Below are 22124 nucleotides of genomic sequence, written 5' to 3'. Positions count from 1 at the left end.
TCATGACCGATAGCGCATTACTAGGCATATTAATTCAGGCAGGGGTGGGCATTGCCACTATTGCCACCATCAAAACGGATGTGAAATGGATTAAAGACACATTCAAGGAAGAGTTGAAATCAATCAAAGAGCGACTAACCAAGCTGGAGGACAGAAAGTGTTAACATCAATCGGGAAGTATCTGCTGACTAAACTGGCAACCGAGGCATTTATCAAACGAGTGTGCCTATCGACCGCCAAGCACTTGGCAAGCAAGTCAACAAATAAGCTGGATGACGAGCTGGTTTCGGCGCTGGATGACGCACTGAAATAATTGGGGACATTTTGGGGCTATCTCAGAGAAAAACATACCCCAACATATCCACTGCTAAAATCTAAAACGTAGATATGGCGCGGTATGTAGGGGTGTTTATATTGGTTTTTGGGGTTCGACTCCCTCTCTCTCCGCCATTCCTTCTTTATTCAAATCAATCACCTACTAAAAGCTGATTGTACTTTTGGGGACATTCTGGGGCTATGGAAACCCTAAACTTCGTTTTTATTTCCTAAATACATCGCATCTTCAAAAGCCATTCTGGTTTACGTCATTTTTATTTAAAATATCTTTGCTTGTGCAATTTAGCCTTAGATTATCGGTTAGAGTTGCAGACAGCACAGCCAAACGAATTTGAGGTAGGTGGTAAGCGATTTACCCTGCCACATGTGCCTTATTTAGAACAATTGTAAAACTTAAGATCTTGAAATCTCTGATGACGAGTATTTGCGCTGTTTTACTTATACCGAAAATTGGGTTGCTGGTATTGATATCGCGACTTACGAAAATGGGGGGCGGCGACAATATTGTTGTCGTGATCAAAGACGAGTCGATCCTTATCAAGGGGTTCGATCATGAATCGGAAGTTAGCCCTCATGCTCAAGAAGAGTACGATGTATGGCCGGGGATGTACGAGGGAGTGCCAACAGAGCTGTTGGAAGTACTGAATGACGAGGCTTTCGAAATAGAAGAGGTCACATTTTGCATTTGGCGACTTGATAATGAAGCGACTTGGTCTCAAGGAGCAGTAGAATTTAATAATGATGAAGATGACGGTTCGAGCTGGCTTCTGTCAGCTATTACTACCACTCCAAGCGCCTTTATTGAATATGTCGAAAGCTATCATGACGGTGATTTCAACCAGCTAACGCCAGAGAAAATACATGACGTATTTGCAACGCAAATGTAGAGTATGTCAACTAAGCTGCTGAAGGCTTTTCTACGGCAGCAAATTCTCAAAAAATGTGATGTTAGTGGATAAGGAAAGTTTAATGAGGCGAGTTAAAGTCAATTACCAACATCGTGACGGTGGCACTGAGCTCATCAATTATGAAAAAGAATTACAATCTTATCGTGAGGCTTGGGATGTTATTGATCATTACCCTTGGGACAAAGAATTGGAATTGTTTGAGGCACTTGGGGAAGGTGGCGGGTTCTTTTTTATACTTGGCGATGAAGGCGGTAAGTGCGCCTCTTACCAATTGACACCAATAGAAAATAACAGCGGATTACTGACTTTGGATGTTGTGTCTAAGCCAGCCACTTTTGGACTCTTTGGTGGTAAATCCGTTTCCGTCGATTTTGAGCTTGTCTCAATTCCAGAGGCTAAAAATCATATAAAAGCGCTATTTGAATATTCAATTGACTCTCTGTATGAAAAATATCGAAAGTAACAGTGTTGTGTGAAAAGTATCCATAGATATCAATTTCGGTGATTCATTTATCTTGGGCTTGTTCTCGTTGTATACTCTGCATTATATATCAAACGGCGTGTGGCACGTTTCAACGGGAAATAAAAGGATGTATCAATGAATAGACTTGTCATACTAATTGGTTTGTTATTTTGTTGCTACTATTCAATCGCTCAGCCCCAGCCGCAAGCAATCACAATTTACAATAACCCTTCTCAAGGTGTTCAAACCGAAAGCCGTGTATTTTCCTATCTGCAAAGCCAATTAACTCAATTTGAGATTACACAGTCTGATGCCAGTGTTGACCGTGCGCTTAAAAATATTGCAGGTGGTGAAGGGGAGTGCGTTAGAAACTTAGTTGTGAATAAAGCGCGCAGTAAAACATTGCTATTTTCAGAGCCGACCACTTACTTTTTGGGGTTACAAGTTTTTGCTGCACCCTCCGTGCAATTGTTGTCTACACAAACCGAGCAAAACCTAGAGGCATTGTTAACGAGTCATCCCAAATGGTTGTTGGGCGTAGAAAAAGAGCGCTCATATGGTGATATTGCCGATGCCATGATACAGCAGACGCCAGCAGATCAGCTCTACGTGAAAGAAGGCAGCGAAAATGAAGCACAAATGTATTCTATGTTGATGAGCGAGCGTTTTGAGTTGCTGCTTGAATATCCCTCGGTTATTGCATACCACGCGCAAGATGCATCAGAAAAACCCGTACCAATTGCGGTTAGTGGTTTTGCTCCATTTATTACTGGGCATATTGCTTGTCGGGATACACCCGTTACACGCAGGTTTTTAGCGGCGGTTAATTCTGTATTGGCGGGCTTGACGGTGGACGAGCGTTTTATTGACTGGCATCTCGAATACATAGATAAAAGTTTACACGAAACGTTTAAACAGCAATTTAGCCAAGCACAAAGCCCTCGCCTTTAAACAGAAACTTCCAATAACCTCTCTGCGAGTGCATCTAGGTGTGAGTTATCGCACTGAGTCGCAGCATAGGTCCGAATACCGAAGACAGACATAATAAAAAAACGCGCTCTCTTTGTGGCTTCATCTTCACTTAATGCTTCACTATCGGGCCAAGCAATTAAAAACTGTTGTCTGATCAGTGATTCAAATTGTTGTAAATTCGCGCTCAACGTAGTTTGAATTTCTATGTCTTGCTCACCAATCTCATTTAGAGTCTTGGTTAGCAAACACACTTTTTTTGACTCGTCGCCCATACATTCCCCGATCAGGTCTTGTAAAAAGCGTTCAAGCGCACAGCGAAGGCTGGTGCTATTCTCAAACAGCTGTTGATAGTGGACTCGTCTGTCTGCCTGGTATTGTTCTATCGCAGCTAATAGCAATCCTTTTTTATTTTTGAATGCACAGTAAATTGAACCTGGATGGAGTCCGGTTACTTCGGTCAGTTTGGGCATACTGGTTTTGTTGTAGCCATAAGTCATAAATGCTTGCATGGCATTTCTCAGTACGGTTTCTCTATCAAACTCTGCTGTTCTCATCGATTTCCTAAGTGCACCAAATGTGTTTAAACGTAGCCATTATACCAATACTTCACCCCTATTTTTGATAACAATGAAAAAAATGTAAAGGTTTAACTTGAATAATGATTCAAGAATCCCTATCTTGAATGTATATTCAAATATGGAGAGACACGCATGCCACAGGTACTTTTTGAAAATGTTAAGCTAAATAACACGATATCACTCAATAATCGCATCTTGATGGCGCCATTGACGCGCTGTATGGCAGACGACGATTTAGTGCCTACCGATGACATGATGAAGTACTACGCTAAGCGAGCCAAAGCAGGATTAATCATTAGTGAAGCGACGATTATTCGCCCTGATGGGCAAGGCTACCCGAATACCCCAGGTTTGTTTACACAAGCACAAATTGCAGGGTGGAAAAAAGTAACAGATGCTGTACATGCCGAAGGCGGCAAGATGTTTGCACAGTTGTGGCATGTTGGGCGTGTTGCGCACCCGTACTTCTTTGACGGAGAAGTCTTAGCACCATCGGCTATTGGAGTTGAGGGTACGGTTCCAAGAATGCGTGAACTCACCTATCAAATCCCTAAAGCGGTAACTCAGGAAGAAATCACACAACTTGTTGCCGATTATGCCCAAGCAGCAGCAAACGCGATTGAAGCAGGCTTTGATGGAGTGGAAATTCACGGTGCCAATGGTTATTTAATTGACCAGTTTTTACATCACGCCGCGAATCAGCGTACCGATGAGTATGGTCAAACACCAGAAAATATGAGTCGATTTGCTTTGGAAGTCACCGATGCTGTCGCCGATCGTATTGGTGCCGACAGAGTGGGTCTGAGAGTGTCACCCGGTGCTTACTTCAACATGGATGGTGACCAAAGAGACAGAGCGGTATTTGATTTCTTAATCTCGGCATTAAACAGTCGCAACTTAGCCTATCTGCACGTGGGTATCTTTGATGACGCGATGGAGTTTGAGTATTTGGGCGGCAGTGCCTCGGCTTATTTGCGTAGCATCTATAAAGGAACGTTAGTTGGTGTGGGGAGCTACACTGCAGCGTCAGGTGCAGAAGCGATTCAAAATCAACAATTTGATTTATTGGCGATTGGTAGACCGTTCATTGCCAATCCTGATTATGTGGAGAAGGTGAAAGCCGGTCAAGCCGTGAAAGAGTATGATGAGTCTATGCTCGCAACATTAGACTAAAACCAACCCATAAGTATGAATTTAGAGAAATGCCAAACACTTAAGTTTGGCATTTTTTTGTACATTGCATAAGCTTAAAGCAGGCGTCAGTGGTAAAGCGAAAACTTTTGATGCAAAAGTTGTCATCTTTATCAATTAAGCTTGAGAGCAGTTAAGTGTTTAACCCTCAAGTATTTGCTAATTAATAATCAACTGGATTGTAGCTTATTTTTTAACATTGATAGGAATAAAGGAGTACTTTGGAGTTTATTTGTTCGCTAAGTGTGTAATAATATGCCAGCAATGCAGTTGTGAGTGCGTCGAACATGCAAGAAGATTTACTAAATTCCGTTATCAAAATAACAAAAACGAGAGACGTTGACTCTCTCGAATACAGCTTAGTGTCTACTATTCAAGAGTTCATAGGCTGTAAAGAAGTCGCTGTTTATAAGGATCTGCTCGTTCCTGGAGAGATCGCGATAGAGAGAAGCTTGTTGCTAAGAAAACTGTCCGATAAGGAATTTGATTGGGAAGAGCGAAGCCTAGTTAAAGAGCCCGATAAAGAGTTGATCTCTTGTTTACAATCAGCTTGCATTATCACCGTGCAAGCTAAGGACGGTATTGAGCATCGTTGGGTGCCAATTAGCCTTCAGGAAAAGCCTGTTGGTGCGATAGCGGTTATCAGCACTGGGTTGTCGAGTGCAGATCAAGTACTACTTAATGCATTTTGCCGCATTTTTGAAAATTACCTCACTATTCTTCACGAAAACGAGCGCGATAAACTCACCGGACTACTGAATCGTCAAACGTTTGAGAAGCGCTTAAAACAACTGATTGAAAAGCAAGTTATCAAACAACATAAAACGGTTTGGCATGGTGATGTGCGCTCGGTGCATAAAGGTTCAACCTCATGGCTTGCGATCATGGATATCGATCACTTTAAAAAAGTAAACGATAACTACGGACATGTATGCGGAGATGAGGTTTTACTGTTATTAGCACAGCGTATGCGCCAGTTTTTTCGCTCTACAGACTTATTGTTTCGCTTCGGTGGTGAAGAATTTGTACTGGTCTTTGAGCCAACCGATTACGATTCAATAAAAGCTAAGATGGACGAGTTTATGGAGCTGGTACGAAATACCCACTTCCCATTCGTAAAAAAGCTCACCGTCAGTGTCGGAATGTCTCGCATTAGCCCATATGATTTCCCCATCACTGTGCTTGAAAACGCCGACAAAGCGCTTTATTACGCAAAAGATAACGGTCGCGATATGCTTTGCTTTTACGAAGCGTTGCTGTCTGAGCATAAAATTGAAGCGCCGGAAGAGAGCTCTGATATAGATTTGTTCTAACAGTTTATCTAAGAAGCGACGGTTGTCGCTTTTCTATTCAAGCGCACTCGCTTTAACTTCAATAACTACCGCTTATAGGAAGATTCAGATACACTTAACACAGCGTTAAACTGCATGGCAGACAACATGTTACACATCATCCAATCGAATCGAATGGAAATCTTGCAGGCGCAACTCTGCACACTCATAAAATCAGCACCGCTCGCTAACCCTTTTGCAAAAGAAGTAGTGTTAGTACAATCTCCTGGTATGTCTGAATGGCTCAAACTAGGCATGAGTCAACACTTAGGAATAAGTGCACAGGTCGACTTTCCATTACCATCTAGCTTCATTTGGAAGCTATACCAAAATTTCATTGATGATGTTCCCAAGGAATCCGCTTTTAATAAAGACAATATGACTTGGAAGCTATTTACGCTATTACCAGACTGCATTGATAAGCCTCAATATATTGCGCTTAAGCACTATTTAGGTGACGACCCGTCAGGAATTAAACTCTTTGCCCTGTGTGAAAAAATTGCCGACGTTTTCGATCAATATTTAATGTACCGCCCCCAGTGGATTGAACTTTGGGATCAGGGCCAAGATACGCTCATAGATGTGGACGTTGAAGCCATCGCCCCTTGGCAGCCTGATCTCTGGCGTCGTTTAGTCCACCATGTTGAAGCGCTTGAACAAAGTCCATATCACCGCGCAAACATGCACGAGAAATTGCTGCAAGGGCTGGCCAATGCACCAGACGGCAAGCTTCCCGAGCGGATCTGTATATTTGGACTGTCAGCCATATCGACCAGTCAGCTTGATATTTTTCAAGCGCTTGGCCAAAAAACGAATGTATTTTTATTCTTTTTTAACCCCAGTGAACACTACTGGGGAGATTTAGTCGATGAGAAGACTCAAGCTAAAGTCGCTGCAAAATACGCCAAAATGCCTGAGCTTGAAGCGAAAGATGGCGAGTATTATTACATTGGCAATCCACTCCTCTCTTCATGGGGAAAGCTCGGGCGTGACTATTTTGAGCAATTATTGCAGCTTGATGCCAGTTGGATTGATGGATTTGATGACGCGTTTGATGACAGCTTGCTTGGCCAGGTACAGCAAGAGATCTATCAGTTGGCATTTAAAGGAGAGTCGTTAACCGCGGATCCAAATTGGTTTGTTTCGCAGCAGGGCAAGTTACCCATTATGGCCGATGATACCAGTATCGTTTTTCAGGATTGCCACACGCCACTGCGTGAGGTCGAGCGGCTCCATGATTATTTACTCAATCTGTTTGAACAAAATCCAAGCCTGACGCCTAAAGACATTATTGTCATGATGCCTGATGTGGGCACCTATTCGCCATTTATTAAAGCGGTGTTTGACAGCAGTGAAGACAACTTGCGGATCCCCTATGCGATTTCCGATCTTGCAATTGAGCAAGAGCGGCCTATTTTAACGTCTTTTGTGACACTGGCAGACTTACCCAATAACCGTTTTTGCGTGTCGGATATTCTCGATTTGTTGGGCGTTTTGCCGATAGCCGAACAGTTTAACCTTGAAAGTCATGAGTTTGACTTAATTCGCTATTGGCTTGATCAGGTCAGTGTTAAATGGGGCTTAAATGACAGCCATAAAAGCGAATATGGCTTGCCAAAAATACCACTAAATACGTGGCAGCATGGACTCAACCGTTTGCTCTTAGGGGTTGCAACAAACGACGAACAGACGCCGTTCGCATCTATTTATCCTGCTGATGAAGTCGAAGGTATGTCGGTGGCGGTACTTAACAAGCTTATCGGCTTTGTTGATGCGCTGATTTGGTTAAAACGACAACTCAGCAGCGAAAAGACCTTAACGAGTTTCGCAGCAATTCTACGTGAAGCCATGGCGCTATTTTACTCGTCAGAGTCTGAACAGAGTTGGGATTTACTTAAGCTTGAGCAGATTATAGAGAATATCGAAAAACACCATGAAAATGGCGATATTCAAGCGCCAGTCTCAGCAAAAATATTAGCGTATTTGGTCAAGCAAGGCGTCAGAGAAAAAGGGGTTGGGCAGCGCTTTTTAGCCGGAGCGGTAAACTTTTGTACGCTGATGCCGATGCGTGCTATTCCATTTAAAGTGGTGTGTATGCTTGGCCTAAATGACGCGGACTATCCTCGTACCGTGCAGCCTATCGGTTTTGATTTAGTCGCACACTCCACGAGACGTAAAGGCGACCGTTCACGAAAACTAGATGACAGATACTTGTTCTTAGAAGCGTTACTCAGTGCTCGAGAAAACTTGTATATCAGTTATATTGGCCGCTCTTGCTTTAACAACGAAGCCCAAGTGCCATCTGTTCTAGTCAGCGAATTGACAGAATACCTAGATCGCAGCTTTTATTTTGAAGATATGTCAAAGCAGTCGCTTGTTACTCGATTAACTTCACGGCTGCCATTACAACCTTTTAATCCCGAACATTTTAAAGTGGGTTCACTACAGAGCTACAATCGTACTTGGCTTTGGCAGCATAGAGCAGCGCAAGCTGATGAGATAAAACCGTTAGCACCAGTTTTAGACGCAGAAATTGAGTTTAGCGATCTGCTGCGAGGCGTTTGCGAGCCGCAAAAGTTATTTTATCAGCAAGCGCTGGGCATTAAACTCAAGCCAATAGAAGCATTAACACTTGATGAAGAGCCTTTTGCATTAGATGCTTTGGAGCGCTATCAATATTTAGATGAAGTGCTGGATGCTCAGCTACAACAACAGCCCTTAAATCTTGAACAGATATTACAACGAGGCTCGCTGCCACAAGCAAACATTGGCAAACTACAGCTAGAGGGGCTGCTCAGCCGCGTTGAACCTATGGTTAACGTACTGACCCCATTGCTTAATGAACCAAAGGAGCCTCTAGAGCTAAAACTTGGTGTTGCAGAGCATATACTGGTTGGTTGGCTTGATTGTGTGTATGACAACAGGCAAGTTTACTATCGTAGCGCCAGTATTAAAGCCAAAGATTTTATTAAAGGGTTTTTACATCACTGCGCGGCCTGTGTAATGGGGCATGAAGTCACTACATATATTGTTGGGCTAGATCAAAGCGTGCACTTTGCCGCTATTTCACAGCCACAAGCACAGCAATATTTGGAGCAGTGGCTGGCTTTTTATAAGCAAGCACTGAGCGAACCGGTGGCATTTTTTCCAAGTTCTAGCATGGAATACGCCAAGACACAGGATATTAAAAAGGCCGTAAATAAATTTAAGCCGCAATATGTTGGTCGAGGAGAAGGGGAAGATCCTTACGTTCAACTATGCTTTAGCGATTTGTTAGCTCATGAAGCGCGTTTTTGTGCACTTAGCCTTACTTTGTTAACACCTATTCTTGATACCGCTGAGGAGGTACGCCATGGAGATGCTTAATCCCATTACTATGCCTCTAAGTGGCCAAAACCTAATTGAAGCCAGTGCAGGTACGGGGAAAACCTACACCATCACTGGTTTATATCTGCGCTATTTACTTGGCTTGCGTACTTCTGATCAGCAACATGAGCCGTTAAGCGTTGAACAAATCTTAGTGGTAACCTTCACAGAAGCGGCAACACAAGAGATCAAAGACCGAGTGAGAAAACGCATTATTCAAGCTCGAGACGTATTACTAGGTGAAGTCTGTAAAGATGAACTGATCAATGCCATTTTGGCGCAAGTTGAAGATAAAAAGCGCGCTTTTGATCTCCTTGATGCTGCCGCTAAGTCAATGGATGAGGCCGCGATATTCACCATTCACGGCTTTTGCCAAAGAATGCTGAAGCAACATGCTTTTGAGTCTAAGGTGGCATTTAATCTCGAGTTTATTCTCGACGAGAGCGAGTTGATTGACGCCGCGATGGCAGATCATTGGCGACGTTTTGTCTATCCGCTAGATACAGAAAAAACACAGGCTGTGATAGAGCAATTTGCCACGCCATATGCACTGGCGAAGCAAGTTAGACCGTTATTAGCAAGAGAAAATGCCGAAATTAAACCCTCAGTTTCCTTAGATGCAGTATTTGCAGCTCGCGAAAAATACCAAACATTAGCACTGTGGCTAAAGGCTGAAATGGTCAAAGCTGACTACATCAATGTGTTGAAAAAAGCGGGGTTGGCAGGCAATCGGGCACCAGGGCGAAAAGCTAATCTTCGAGCTCTGGAGGATTATGTCAACAGTGAGCAGTGGTGGTTTGAGTTTGGTAGCAGTAATCATTCCTTTGGACTTTGGGGCAGCGAAAGCCTCGCCGATGTTGCTCACTATAAAAAGAATACAACGCCGCTGGAGCATGAGCTCATTCGTCACTTTGATACCTTGGCAGAGCTCCACCAATTGGTCGGAAGTGGGCTTAAAATTGCATTAGTGCAACAAGCGGTGACTGAGGTAAGAGCTTTACTTCACGCCCACAAAGAAGAATATGGCTTGATCTCTCCCGACGATTTACTTAAGCAGCTGTATCAAGCGCTGATGGGCGATAGTGGCGAGCGCTTAGCCGAAAAAATTGCACTGCAATATCCGGTTGCCATGATAGATGAGTTTCAGGATACCGATCCCATTCAATATGGGATCTTCAGCCGAGTTTATGCAAAGGAAAATACGGCATTAACCTTGATAGGCGACCCAAAACAAGCCATTTACGGCTTTCGCGGAGCGGATATTTTTACTTATATCGGCGCAAAGCAAGGAGTTGCGCAAGACAGACAGTATACACTTGCAACCAATTATCGCTCCGATAGTGACGTGGTTGCCGCAGTGAATACGATATTTACTCGTCATCCCAATAGTTTTATATACAACAAAGATATCCCTTTCATTGAGGTGACCGCGCAAGGTAAAGCCGAGGATGCGCAATTTACTATCGCGTCTAAAAAGTCATCAGCTCTACGCTTTAGTGTATTACCAAATGAGGATGAAGCGCTTAACAAAAGCGCCGCGCAAGCGCGGCTAAGCCAGGCGTTCGCCGGTCGAGTTGCGGCGCTTATCGAGCAAGGGCAGTCGGGGATTGCGAAGATTGGCGAAAACCCAGTTGTCCCAGCGGATATCTGTGTTTTAGTCCGCGACCGCATAGAAGCGAGCTTGATAAAGCGAGCCTTAAATCAACTCGATATTGCCAGTGTGTACCTTGCCAGAGATAGTGTATTTAGGCAGCCACTAGCAATCGCGTTGTATCAACTGCTTGATGTGCTGCACGGGAGATATGATGAAGCAGCGCTCAGAGGCGTGCTTGCGGGACCATTATTTTATTTAAACAACCAAGCGCTGTACGACTTGCAGTTTAATGAGCAGCAGTGGCAAGGTTATTTGCAGCTATTTAGTGAGTTAACACAGCTGTGGTATCGCTCTGGTGCAATGGCGATGCTGGAACACTTATTGATAACTTGTGAGCTGCCAGTGATTTGGCAGCAACAGGGAATGGAAGTGGAGCGTTGGCTTACTGACTTCCGTCATTTGGCCGAGCTTTTACAGCATAAGCAATTAGAGCTTGATGGCACGGGTCGTGTGTTACGTTGGTTTTTATCGCAGCTAAATAACGCCCAGAGTGACAGCAGCCAAATTCGCTTAGAGAGTGATGCCAATCTGGTGAAAATTGTGACCATGCACGCATCAAAAGGTTTGGAGTATCCGATTGTTTTTATGCCATTTGCGCTTGGGTTTCGTGAGCCTGATACGCTAGTTTATCACCAAGGGGATAAGTTAGTTGTCGACCTAGAAGCCAGTGATGACGCTAAAGAAAAAGCAGAGCAAGAACGACTGGCTGAGGATATTCGCTTACTTTACGTTGCGCTGACGCGTGCGGTGCATTATTGCGAGCTTGGGCTTTACGACATTCAACAAGGGCGCAGTAAAAAGTCTGCGCTGCACAAAACAGCTTTAGGATTTGCCTTGTTTGGCACGGAAACTTTCGACAGTGCCGAGGCTTGGCAAAGTGCCTTAAGCCAGTTATGTAAAGCACATGCGGCAATGGAATATGTAAGATTAGATGGAATCACCGCGTCACAGCAAGCGATAAAAACAACGTTTGAAGACAAGCCTCTAGCTTTGTCTGCGAAAACCTTTACCGGTCAGATTGAACGCCACTGGCGTACCACAAGCTTTAGCCAGCTAAGCTATCACACGCATCATGGTGATAAACCAGCCGGGGCAGTGGACGAAAACCATTTACTGGACTTACCTGAGCAGCGTCAAGAGCGGGAAAAAACCTCTTATACTTTTCCTAAGGGTGCCAAGCCGGGTAGCTGTTTGCACGAAATCTTTGAGCTTATAGATTTTACTGCACCGCATTCCCCCAAAAACGAAGATAAGTTTACGCTGACCGAAGCGGTCACTAAGTCTTTGGATAAGTTTGGTATTGCGACTGAATGGCAAGAAACAGCAGAGCGTTGGATAACAAGCTGTTTGGCAGCGCCGCTTGCGCCACATCCTCATTTACAACTTGGTGTGTTGCCACCGGACGACTGCATTGTTGAAATGGAGTTTTATTTACCACTGAAACCACTCAGTGCGGTTAAGCTGAACAAGATCCTCAGCGATATCACTGGGCAAAAGTCGTTTTTAAACTTTGACGATGTGACAGGCATGCTGAAAGGGTTTATCGACTTAATTTTCAAGTGGCAAGGACAGTTTTTTGTGCTCGATTACAAGTCCAACTACCTTGGCGATAGCCCAGAAGATTATCACTACGATAACCTCAATGCCGCGATGTCGTCTCATCAGTATCATTTACAGTATATGATTTATACCGTGGCACTTCACCGCTTGTTAAAGCAGCGCCTTGCGGACTATAACCCTGAGCAGCATTTAGGTGGAAACTACTATTTGTTCTTACGTGCATTACCGGACAATCAGGGGATTTTCTTCAATCAGTTAAGCGTAGAGCAGGTGTTAGAATTAGATGCATTATTTGAGGAGTCTGTATGAGCCAGTTAAGTATGGACTTTGAGGCATTTGACCATCACGGTTTCACGGCGCTATTGCTTGAACACAAACGAGTTGGTAAAGCCGATATCGCGTTAGCCAAGTTATTGAATCAGCAAGGCTACGACGACCACTTCTATGTATTTTTACTATTATTAATCGCTCATGGACGTCAGCATAGTTGTTTAGAGTTAGACAGTATTGATTATCAGGATCCGTTTGAGCTCAGCTACGCGGTTGCGGATGAATCTGTAGAGTTGTCGCCATTTTCAAGCACGGGCATAGCTGTTGCTGCGCTCGCACAGCATCCTGCGATCGGTGAAGATAAGCCGCTTCGGCTATACGGTAATAAGCTCTACTTGGCGAGATTAGCAAATTATGAAGCAAGGCTTGCAGGACACTTTGAAATGTTGGCGAAAGCCGATGTTACGCTGGACGAAGCTAAACTGAGTGCCCTGTTGGCGTCGTTTTTTCCGGCCAGTGAAGAAGACATTGATTGGCAAAAAGTGGCTTGTACGCTTGCTATCATTAAGCGATTTTGTGTCATCACGGGCGGTCCCGGTACGGGAAAAACCACGACGGTCACAAAACTGCTTGCGATTTTACAATCGCTTTATAACAGTGCGCCGTTGACCATCAAGCTAGTTGCGCCAACCGGCAAAGCGGCTGCCAGGCTCAGTGAGTCAATTATCGGTGCGAAAGCGAGGTTAAATCTGCCGCCAGCACTTGCAGATTTACTGCCGGAGCAGGCGCAAACTATTCATCGCTTGTTAGGCGTTATTCCTAATAGCGTTCACTATCGTCACAATCAAGATAACCCGCTGCATGTTGATGTGCTGATTGTCGACGAAGCATCCATGGTGGACTTATCGCTTATGGCAAAGCTGGTGGATGCACTACCAAAACATGCACGGCTTATTTTGCTCGGCGATAAAGATCAGCTCGCATCTGTAGATACCGGTAATGTACTCAGCGATCTATGTGAAAACTTAACGCTTGGACAAGCACCACATTACAGTCAGGCACTGAAAGCAAAGCTAGCTGAGTTGAGTAAACAAAACCTGCCTGAGTCGAGTGATAGCAGCGCTGACTTTATGTTGGAAGATAATCTGGCGTTTTTACAAAAAAGTCACCGTTTTGATAGTCGAAGTGGGATTGGTCAGTTAGCATTTGCCGTAAATAGCAACAACAAGCGGCGATTAGACAGTGTACTGGGGCAAGGTTATAGTGATATACAGCATCATGAATTAAATAGTGAAACCTATAATGCCTTAATTGCTAGAGCGGCGGAGCAATATCAGCGATACCTTCTTGCCATTCATCATGGTGAGAGTGAGGCCATAATTCATAGCGAGTTTGCCAGCTATCAATTACTTGCGGCCGTGCGAGAAGGGCCTTACGGTGTGAACGAATTAAATCGCAGAGTAGAGCTCAAGCTTAGTCAAATGGGATTAGTGCAACCGACAGGGCGCTTTTACGTTGGTATGCCTATTATGATCACCCAAAATGATTACCAGTTAAAATTGTTTAACGGCGATATCGGGATTATTTTACGCGACGAACAGGGTGAGCTACAGGCATCATTTATTGATGAACAGGGAAGTGTTAGGCGCTTTTATCCTGCCAGATTGCCGAGCTTTGATAGAGTGTATGTAATGACTATCCACAAATCGCAAGGCTCTGAGTTTGCTTACACGGCAATGATACTACCACCGATTCAACGTGCGCAGCAGGGCATAAATCGCCAGCTTATTTATACAGGGATCACCCGAGCTAAACAGCAGTTTGAATTGGTGGCGCAATATAAGGTATTAGTGCAGGGTATGAATCGAAGTGTAAGTCGCAGTAGTGGACTTAGAGATAGGCTTGCGTTTAAGAACTAAAAACATGCTAATCCTATGTTCTAACCTCAGAATAATATGATGCTAGAACATAGGCGAGCTTGAAGCTTAGTACATTTTCTAAATGTGGTTATTTACTTTCATAGGCTGTATATTTCTTTGCAAAATGAATGAAAGCCTCTTTTAACTCTGGGTTTTCGTTGATTTGCTTAAAGATGTCTTCTTTATGTGCCTTTCTCTTCGTATTGGTGACAGAATAAACATCGGATATGTCTGGCATTGAGAGGTATCGCAAGGCGGCAGCAGGATATTTAAGATCTGTATTTAATTGTATGTGCTGTTTGGTGATGTTATGAAAGCTACTTTTTGTGAAACGCGTTTCACAACCGAAAGATTTAATTTTGCTGCCAAGCCGCGCTTTCTTCTCACATTTTGTTTTAAATGAATCGTCTTCAGTTAATTTGTTGTACAAATCATAAAAGTCCTTTTTAGCATCTTCCATCTCGAACTTTAAAATATATCTCGGCTTCTCACCGTATACTTCAATACGTTCTATAGGTTCTTTATACTTATTTTCAATCGATGCGGAAGCACTTGCTGCAAATGATGTGGAAATCACAAGCAAAGCTAAAATTAAATTTGGATAAGATTTCCTCATAAATTTAATCCTTATTTGAGTGATCCAAAATAGGTCCAAAAATAAAGCTAGCATACTAGATAAAGCTGAACAATCAATATGCGTACTTAGGAGGGAAGTAAATTAGAAGGAAAACAAGAAAGTATATTTAAATTAATTTTTTGTTAAAAACTTGTTTTATTTTGTGGTTTAGCTAAGGTTAAAGTGAGCTTGAAAGCTAGCTCGCCCAGTGAGTAGACTTGCCGTCAGTTAACGTGTTAACTGACGGCGTTTTTTTATTCCGTTGGTATTAGAACTTCAGTTTATCAATAAGTGTGTTTGGGTCGATTTCAAGTTCATCCATTAACGACCAGCGAGTTTGCTTTTGTACACTACCTTTTCCTAAGATCCAGTAATCATAGGTTTTTTCAATACGGCCATTGGTATGCTGGATAGTCAGCCAAGCATTTACATAACTCAGTAAATCTTGATTGCGCTTGGCGACAGCAAATCCAACGGGGTATTTCAAACTCGCCCCTTCCGGCACTACAACACCAAATTTAGGGTAGAACATGCTCCATGCAAAGCCCGCCTCTGCGCTGATCACTAAGGCGTCATATTTTTCTGGGTGCTTAAAATAGCTTTGCAGATTGTTAATACCGGATACTTTTACCTTAGGGTTTTGCTGCGCCAATTGTTTGAGTAGCGGAGCATACTCAACGTGAGCTAAATTCAGCTTATCAAGCGTAAGTAGGGCTGACTTGTCAGCAAACTTCTTTAAATCATGATCTTTGGCCAAGAGCGCCAGTTGCAGTTCCAACACCTTGTCACTAAAGCGCACGCTTTGTAAGTCGGCAATATTAATTTCAAGGCCAGACATTGCAATGTCGAAATATCCTTTGTTGAGATACTCTGCCAGTTGTGGCTTTTTGAAAGGAATAAACTCGATTTTAACCCCAAGGTCGGATGCGAGCCCATGTGCGAGGCTGACATCAAAACCAACTAACTGGTCTTTTTGATTAAAGTAACTAAACGGCACATTATCGATAAGATATCCAACACGCAGCAAGTTACGTTTTTTAATCACATCGATATTTGTCAAAGACAACTCACCACTTTGGTATGCTTTAGGGACATAGCTAAGCACATGAGCAGGGACGGTATCTGAAATCACCATATTAGCAATGGCCTCATCGGCCGATTTAGTTTGTTTACCAAGGTAATTATTTGCTGTAAAACTCAACAACATAAATGCTGGGAGTAATGCAGATAGTAGCGTTAAATAATAAACCGAGCGCACGCGTTTTAGGTGTAATTGTCTGCGGTTGATGAAAATACATAAAAATACAAATGCGAAGATATACACCACAGTGGTCGGTGAAACCACTTTTGCGGTGAGTACTGACATCGATAGATATAACTGATAAGTATCAGCCGGGACACGCAAGGTATCGAGCAAATAGGGAATAGCGATATGTACGTTAGCAAAGTAACTTAGCATCGCCGACAAAGACACATTAGGAATTTGTTCGATGCCGATTTGGTTGCCTGTAAGCCATGCTGCAAAAGAGACAAAAATGAGGGTCGTAAGCTTTCCTAAACTCGGGAAGGTATAAGCGATTGGCACTAACACCTCAGCGATGTGATCAGAGCTTTCGTCGCTTTGCTTAATTTTGCGTAAATGCTCTTTGATCCCCTCGGTGATCACTGGCAATACAATAAAAACGTTTCCGGTACTAAATGCGGTGATCCACGCATTGCGCATAACCATTATAAGGTCGCGGTACTTAACTGGGGTGAGTGCAGCAACAAGCATAGGTAGTAGTACTAACATCAAATACACGCCGACACATAACACGACAACCCAGTACACTTGCAATTCAGATAGCTCTTCTGCGCTCATGGTGCCTGCGGTGCTTGCTGTCATCGCAAAAATGCCGATAGGGAAGATGGCAATGATCTTCTTGGAAATAACCGACAGACCTTGACCGACAACTTCTAACACATCGAGCAAACGGTTTTTCTTTTGATTAGAAATAAGCGCCATACCTAGCGCAATACAAAATATGACTAAGGCAGGTACATTACCTTCTGCCATAGAAGCAAAGGGATTAGAGGGAATATAATGTTTAACGAAGTCTACTTCGGGAGCTGCGGCGACCAGTGCTGGGGAGAAAAAGGTCCCGGCATCATGCGCTGGTAATGTCATAATAAAGCACCAGATCACAGCAAGACCTACCACCCAAATGGAGATCATGACTAACGCCGCTTTTGCAAGAATGCTTTTAACTTGTTCGGGATTAAATTTCCCCAAACCCACGATAAGGCTGACGACAATATAAGGGAGAATGGTGATTTGCATCAGATTTACAAAACCTGTACCGATAGGTTTTAAAAATGATAACCGTTCACCGAAAACTAAACCAGCAAAAATGCCAAGTATGAGCGCCCAAAGCATCCAGTTAATGTTTTTTAGAAAATTAAGCAATTTAGTCATGTGCTCATTCGAAAAAAGAGCGGTATTTTAATTAGCTTAGCTTAAAACTTACTGAATGTTTGAGCGATTTGATTACAAATTATCGAGTGTTTACTCAAAGTTCATAATCATCCCCATTTTTGGCACGATAACAGGCTTTTCCTGCCGGTTGTTGCACTCCGTGATAAAAGCTCATCCACAGTTTTTGTAGCTGGGTTTTAGTCTTTTTACCAACCACAGACGCCAGTGGTGTTTCGACGATAATATCTTCGATATGGGCGCTATCAAATTGGCCGAGCATTCCGGTGCGATTGAAGGTAATTTCAATATGTAAGCCATCGTCCTGTTTTAACAAAATAGCCTCTGGCGTTTCACGGTGACCGCAAAGCGCGACGAATTGGCTACAATTTTTTAAACCACAATGGGTACCGTTGGCAAAAAACGCAAGCAGGTGATTGTAGTAAACCACATAGTCTGTCACCTCCATGTGTGAGCCAAATTCTAAAGGACATTGTTCATCAAGATACTGTTTTGCCAGCATTGACTGTTGCGCTTTCGTATCGTCAATTGGTTGCTCTGTATGCGGTTGTAATTGCGCTGCCATGATCCACCTCACTTGTTCATGTTGTCATAAATTGGGAAATATATTCTGGTTGTTTCGTGTACATTTTGAGTGTAAGTTAAATATTCAAATAATTTCACAAAAAGAATTTCACAGTGTGAATTTCACAAAAATGGGGTGTGAAATCATGGCAAAAGTTGCAAGCTTAATTAGAAAGTCTCACTTTTTGGGCACTAAAATAAGAAATCTAAGAAAGCGTAACCATCTGACTTTAGAAGACTTATCGGCTCGATGTGTTAAGCAAGATCCGGCCAGTGCGCCCTCCGTTTCCTACCTATCAATGATTGAAAGAGGCCAGCGTACGCCAAGCGAAGCGATGCTCGAAAACTTCTCTACTGTATTTCAAAAGCCGATTGAGTGGTTTTTAGACAGTCAACCAGAAGCACCGGAGATAGCGCCAGATAAAGGCAATTTCGGTGGGATAATGGGGATGGCTTTAGAGCCCAACTTTCTATTTGCCAAAGAGATATTACAAATTGCGATCCCAGAAATGCTGTCCCAAGCGGGGATCAGTGGTAGGCAGTTTGCGCACCTTTTGATCCGCGCCCACCAAGAACACCATCAAAACCACTTTCCTGATTTAGAGCGAGCAGCCGATGAAGTGGGAGGTAAAAATCTCTATCTCAGCTGTGATGACCTCATGGCAATCTTGATAGCAAAAGGTCGAAAAGTGGAGTGGTTTGAGCAATCTTCGCCTGACGGAGAGGGGATGATCACTTCTTATTTCAAAGAGCCAAACATGGTGTTTATAAATCGCGCGTTGCACGCACATCCCGCGAGAATGAAATACGATTTAGCCGTTCATATTGGCCATGCCGTGCTTCACAATAGTGAGGGTTTAGAATGTGTACTCACGACTGGAGAAAGCCGAAAGAGTAGTGATAATCCAGATCACGATACCCCAAATGCCCAAGATATTTTGAGCGCGTGGCAAGATTTTGAATCGAGCTTCTTCGCAGGGGCTTTATTGTGTCCCCGTACACCATTTCGGCAGTTACTCGAAAGCCGAGGTTACGATGTGCGCGTCCATGAGCAACTTGGTATTTCTGCTTCCGTCGCAATGCGCAGAATGACATCGGTTTCACCTTATCCACATTGGCATTATTTTGATGCTTATCAAGCAGGTAAACTAAAGGCGGTGTATCGGGGCAATGGCATTCCTTTACCTTGGGGCAATATGCGTAGCGTTGCCGATCCGTGTCAGCACTGGGCCGTATTTCGTAAATTTCATGATGATAGTAATAGTGCCAGTGCTCAGCTTTCGATCCTGAACGTCAATGGTAAACCGCGTTTGTATTGCTGTGAGTCAGTAAAAATCGTTGATGTTGCGAATCGTCCAAGGGTGTTGTGCGCAGGTCTCGATCTCAATCCTGCTATTAATGCACAAGGGATTGATGCCGATGCCTTGATTGGAGAATTGCAACAAGCTTGTATTAGCCACGGTGGGGCGAGCGTGGTGCCCTATCATATGAAAACCCAATTACTCCGTGTCGCCAAGATTTTAAATATCCAGTGGATTGAAAGAGGGCTTGAGGGCTCAGTTCGGGTGATTTGTACTCGAGGAAAAAGCTGCCCAAGAAAGCCGGGGTGTTATGTGCTTTCTTCAGCTAGTAACCTTGAGTAGTCTTCATAATCTCAGTTAGTTAAACCGTTTAAAGCGCAAAACATTGACATTAAACGGTATCGACTACAGCGAATCTCAATATCAAGACGACTATTGGGGTGTCGTAAATAGACAGGTCTTTACCGTGTAATGGGTGTATATCGATTAAGACATAATATCTAGGTGATGTTATGCCTTAGCCATTATTAGATTTTACTTCTAATTAAATCTCTGACGAGCAATCTTGCTGGGTGGATTGCCTGATGTACTCGTTCGCTTAAAGGTCTTGCTTCGCCAAGTAGAGTTGCAACTAAGTGCTCAGTAGCAAGTGGAGCACTGCACAGTCCTCGTGCGCCAAAACCGGTAACGATATGAATTCCTTCATAGGGTAGTGCTGGCTTCCCAAAACCGTAGTGTTTTCCCTTTCTTAAATTGGCAAAGGCCGAGCAAAACTCATCGTTATGCTGGACTTGACCAAGCATAGGCAAATGATCGTTAAAACAGCAACGTACAGCGGCTTTTGCAGAGGTAATCTCGCCAAGACTCGCGGCTAAATCCGTGTCTTTATAAAAGCGTTCAAGCTGGGCGCGGTTAACTGCATCATCTTCGGCTTTTACCTCTCGGCTTTTGCTATTTTTTTCAAATGTTGCGCCCATACAATGTTGCCCATTCATTGCGGGAGTGAAGTACCCTTTATGGCAAAGTACAGTATTGAGTTTTTGTGATTCTTCTCCAGCATCAACATGAGAGACCTGACCGCGAACGCCGTGTATAGGAATATGTTTGGTTTGCTCGAATCGGTCAGAGTGCTCACCGCCACAGACAAAAACATCTGAAAACGGCCCAAATGTATTATCTTCACTGTGTAACAGCCAGCCACTCTCAGTTTTTTCAAGCTTTTGTATATCAGTATTAAAATGAGTCGAAACCGCTTTGAATGCGTGAGCTGCATCAAACACTGCTTGCGTTACCTCTGCCGGGTTTAGCCAGCCAGCCTCTGGAATATAAAGTCCACCGTAGGACAGTGTTGTATTTGCGATAACTGAAGCCTGCTTGGCATCAACGGCATGAATTAAGTCATGCGGCCAAGTTGCTTTTTCAGCTAAGTTTTGATGCTGCGCTCGTTTGGCCTCACTAACGGACTGCAAGAGTACGCCACACCAATCGTGTGCGAAGTGGTAGCCCGCATTTGCAATATGCTGATAAAGGCGCTTTGCATATAAAAAGCTGTGGGCGTATAGCTCGCTCGATGGCGTGTGATCTGCTTGCAGGTTTGGATATAGTGCGCCTTGACGATTGTGAGAAGCACCTTTGGCTAAGGCGTCGTCTTGGCAAAAAAGTGTTGCGCCTAGATTACGTTTACTAAGGTGATACAACAAACAACTTGAGGCAATACCGCCGCCAATAATAGCGATATTCTCTAGTTTGCGTGGTGTGGTGCTGTAATACGCTGGAGTATTGGAATTTTTATTGGCACGGCTCAGCGTTCCGACCACCATTTCGCGTTTGCGACCAAACCCTTTGACTTTTTTGCACGCAAAGCCAGCGTCTTGTAGTCCCCTGCGGACAAAACCCGCTGCGGTAAATGTAGCTAAAGTAGCGCTGTCTCGGCTCATATTGGCCATGGCATCAAATAAGCATTGTTGCCACATATCTGGGTTTTTACTCGGTGCAAAACCATCTAAAAACCAAGCATCGACAAATCCGGTTTGTTCAAAACTTAGTTGTGGTAAATTATCGTGAATATCACCAAACCATAAATCTAAAGTCACTTGACCATTGTCAAACTCTAGGCGATGGCATCCTTCAAGGGCCATCGGGTATTGTTGGCAGAGTTTTTTGGCGAGCGGGGCAAGCGTAGGCCAAGCTTGTAGCGCTTTAACTAAATCATCAATATGGATTGGGTATTTCTCAAATGAGACAAAGTGGAGTTGGTTAACGCTTGCGTCTTTGCTACGCTGGTTGAAGTGATACCAAGCGTTGAGAAAGTTTAATCCAGTACCAAAACCAGTTTCTGCGATGACAAATCGGTCTTTGCCATGATTTTGTAACCGCTCGTCGATATGGTTCTGAGTATAAAAGACGTAATGTGACTCAGCTAACCCATCATCGTTGGAAAAATAGACATCGTCAAAACTATCGGCAACAGGGGTACCAGCATCGTTGAAGTGTATTTGAGCGTTTTTTATCATGAAAGACTCTATGTTCGACTATTTGGGAACTATTTTACTGTCTTTCGACTCAATAGTCTGGTTGCATTTTTAGTTATTTAGGTTCAGAGTACATGTGTACGCTGGAAAG

Annotated in this window: 16 protein-coding genes; 11 read left to right on the top strand and 5 right to left on the bottom strand. The window is 43.6% G+C overall.

What is annotated here, in order from left to right; genetic code table 11:
• Positions 1 to 2: 2 nt before the first annotated feature.
• The 5 genes from JJQ94_RS16670 to JJQ94_RS16650 all read left to right on the top strand — a co-directional run bounded on the left by JJQ94_RS16670 (position 3) and on the right by JJQ94_RS16650 (position 2658).
• Positions 3 to 164, top strand: a complete 162-nt coding sequence (locus tag JJQ94_RS16670) for a hypothetical protein (protein WP_172439883.1) — start codon at positions 3 to 5, stop codon at positions 162 to 164.
• Positions 158 to 313, top strand: a complete 156-nt coding sequence (locus JJQ94_RS16665) for a hypothetical protein (protein ID WP_172439882.1) — start codon at positions 158 to 160, stop codon at positions 311 to 313. Before JJQ94_RS16670 ends, JJQ94_RS16665 begins: the two co-directional genes overlap by 7 nt.
• 436 nt (positions 314 to 749) lie before the next feature.
• A complete protein-coding gene (locus tag JJQ94_RS16660) occupies positions 750 to 1223 on the top strand; it encodes a hypothetical protein (RefSeq protein WP_099028835.1) in 474 nt (157 codons plus the stop codon).
• Between the two features lie 82 nt (positions 1224 to 1305).
• Entirely contained in the window at positions 1306 to 1707 is a 402-nt protein-coding gene (locus JJQ94_RS16655; RefSeq protein WP_099028834.1) for a hypothetical protein, read from the top strand.
• A gap of 135 nt (positions 1708 to 1842) precedes the next feature.
• Positions 1843 to 2658: a hypothetical protein gene (locus tag JJQ94_RS16650; RefSeq protein WP_099028833.1), complete on the top strand. Its 816-nt coding sequence runs from the start codon at positions 1843 to 1845 to the stop codon at positions 2656 to 2658.
• Here the strand turns inward: JJQ94_RS16650 and JJQ94_RS16645 are convergent.
• Entirely contained in the window at positions 2655 to 3233 is a 579-nt protein-coding gene (locus JJQ94_RS16645) for a TetR/AcrR family transcriptional regulator (protein WP_099028832.1), read from the bottom strand. The genes JJQ94_RS16650 and JJQ94_RS16645 overlap by 4 nt on opposite strands.
• Positions 3234 to 3389: 156 nt before the next feature.
• Here JJQ94_RS16645 and JJQ94_RS16640 point away from each other — a divergent pair, with 156 nt between their 5' ends.
• The 5 genes from JJQ94_RS16640 (at position 3390) to recD (ending at position 14548) form a co-directional block, all read left to right on the top strand.
• Positions 3390 to 4430: an alkene reductase gene (locus tag JJQ94_RS16640; protein ID WP_099028831.1), complete on the top strand. Its 1041-nt coding sequence runs from the start codon at positions 3390 to 3392 to the stop codon at positions 4428 to 4430.
• Between the two features lie 305 nt (positions 4431 to 4735).
• Positions 4736 to 5761, top strand: coding sequence for a GGDEF domain-containing protein (locus tag JJQ94_RS16635; RefSeq protein ID WP_099028830.1), 1026 nt, complete (start codon positions 4736 to 4738; stop codon positions 5759 to 5761).
• Between the two features lie 126 nt (positions 5762 to 5887).
• Positions 5888 to 9145, top strand: coding sequence for an exodeoxyribonuclease V subunit gamma (gene recC, locus JJQ94_RS16630; protein WP_236596500.1), 3258 nt, complete (start codon positions 5888 to 5890; stop codon positions 9143 to 9145).
• Positions 9132 to 12668, top strand: a complete 3537-nt coding sequence (recB, locus tag JJQ94_RS16625; RefSeq protein WP_099028828.1) for an exodeoxyribonuclease V subunit beta — start codon at positions 9132 to 9134, stop codon at positions 12666 to 12668. The genes recC and recB overlap by 14 nt, the downstream gene beginning before the upstream one ends.
• On the top strand, positions 12665 to 14548 hold the full coding sequence (recD, locus tag JJQ94_RS16620) for an exodeoxyribonuclease V subunit alpha (RefSeq protein WP_099028827.1): 1884 nt from the start codon (positions 12665 to 12667) through the stop codon (positions 14546 to 14548). Before recB ends, recD begins: the two co-directional genes overlap by 4 nt.
• An 88-nt stretch (positions 14549 to 14636) precedes the next feature.
• On the opposite strand, the gene JJQ94_RS16615 is transcribed toward recD, so the two are convergent.
• The 3 genes from JJQ94_RS16615 to JJQ94_RS16605 form a co-directional block, all read right to left on the bottom strand.
• Complete coding sequence (locus JJQ94_RS16615) at positions 14637 to 15164, bottom strand: hypothetical protein (RefSeq protein WP_099028826.1); 528 nt, start codon at positions 15162 to 15164, stop codon at positions 14637 to 14639.
• 268 nt (positions 15165 to 15432) lie between these two features.
• A complete protein-coding gene (locus JJQ94_RS16610; RefSeq protein WP_099028825.1) occupies positions 15433 to 17619 on the bottom strand; it encodes a cation:dicarboxylate symporter family transporter in 2187 nt (728 codons plus the stop codon).
• Between the two features lie 94 nt (positions 17620 to 17713).
• Positions 17714 to 18202: a malate synthase gene (locus JJQ94_RS16605; protein WP_010379126.1), complete on the bottom strand. Its 489-nt coding sequence runs from the start codon at positions 18200 to 18202 to the stop codon at positions 17714 to 17716.
• A 145-nt stretch (positions 18203 to 18347) separates the two neighbouring features.
• Here JJQ94_RS16605 and JJQ94_RS16600 point away from each other — a divergent pair, with 145 nt between their 5' ends.
• Positions 18348 to 19844: a DUF3612 domain-containing protein gene (locus tag JJQ94_RS16600; protein ID WP_099028824.1), complete on the top strand. Its 1497-nt coding sequence runs from the start codon at positions 18348 to 18350 to the stop codon at positions 19842 to 19844.
• A 185-nt stretch (positions 19845 to 20029) separates the two neighbouring features.
• Here the strand turns inward: JJQ94_RS16600 and mnmC are convergent, their stop codons facing one another.
• Positions 20030 to 22015 (bottom strand): bifunctional tRNA (5-methylaminomethyl-2-thiouridine)(34)-methyltransferase MnmD/FAD-dependent 5-carboxymethylaminomethyl-2-thiouridine(34) oxidoreductase MnmC, encoded by a 1986-nt coding sequence (gene mnmC / locus JJQ94_RS16595; RefSeq protein ID WP_099028823.1) that lies wholly within the window; start codon positions 22013 to 22015, stop codon positions 20030 to 20032.
• Positions 22016 to 22124 lie beyond the last annotated feature (109 nt).

The sequence above is a fragment of the Pseudoalteromonas sp. GCY genome, assembly GCF_016695175.1.
Lineage (GTDB): Bacteria > Pseudomonadota > Gammaproteobacteria > Enterobacterales > Alteromonadaceae > Pseudoalteromonas.
This window is presented reverse-complemented; position numbering and strand designations above follow the sequence as displayed.

Coding starts and splice junctions, on each gene's coding strand:
- JJQ94_RS16600 (WP_099028824.1), top strand. CDS start 18,348: ATGGCAAAAGTTGCAAGCTTAATTAGAAAGTCTCACTTTTTGGGCACT.
- recB (WP_099028828.1), top strand. CDS start 9,132: ATGGAGATGCTTAATCCCATTACTATGCCTCTAAGTGGCCAAAACCTA.
- JJQ94_RS16615 (WP_099028826.1), bottom strand. CDS start 15,164: ATGAGGAAATCTTATCCAAATTTAATTTTAGCTTTGCTTGTGATTTCC.
- JJQ94_RS16645 (WP_099028832.1), bottom strand. CDS start 3,233: ATGAGAACAGCAGAGTTTGATAGAGAAACCGTACTGAGAAATGCCATG.
- JJQ94_RS16670 (WP_172439883.1), top strand. CDS start 3: ATGACCGATAGCGCATTACTAGGCATATTAATTCAGGCAGGGGTGGGC.
- recC (WP_236596500.1), top strand. CDS start 5,888: ATGTTACACATCATCCAATCGAATCGAATGGAAATCTTGCAGGCGCAA.
- JJQ94_RS16640 (WP_099028831.1), top strand. CDS start 3,390: ATGCCACAGGTACTTTTTGAAAATGTTAAGCTAAATAACACGATATCA.
- JJQ94_RS16650 (WP_099028833.1), top strand. CDS start 1,843: ATGAATAGACTTGTCATACTAATTGGTTTGTTATTTTGTTGCTACTAT.
- JJQ94_RS16610 (WP_099028825.1), bottom strand. CDS start 17,619: ATGACTAAATTGCTTAATTTTCTAAAAAACATTAACTGGATGCTTTGG.
- recD (WP_099028827.1), top strand. CDS start 12,665: ATGAGCCAGTTAAGTATGGACTTTGAGGCATTTGACCATCACGGTTTC.
- JJQ94_RS16660 (WP_099028835.1), top strand. CDS start 750: ATGACGAGTATTTGCGCTGTTTTACTTATACCGAAAATTGGGTTGCTG.
- JJQ94_RS16635 (WP_099028830.1), top strand. CDS start 4,736: ATGCAAGAAGATTTACTAAATTCCGTTATCAAAATAACAAAAACGAGA.
- mnmC (WP_099028823.1), bottom strand. CDS start 22,015: ATGATAAAAAACGCTCAAATACACTTCAACGATGCTGGTACCCCTGTT.
- JJQ94_RS16605 (WP_010379126.1), bottom strand. CDS start 18,202: ATGGCAGCGCAATTACAACCGCATACAGAGCAACCAATTGACGATACG.
- JJQ94_RS16655 (WP_099028834.1), top strand. CDS start 1,306: ATGAGGCGAGTTAAAGTCAATTACCAACATCGTGACGGTGGCACTGAG.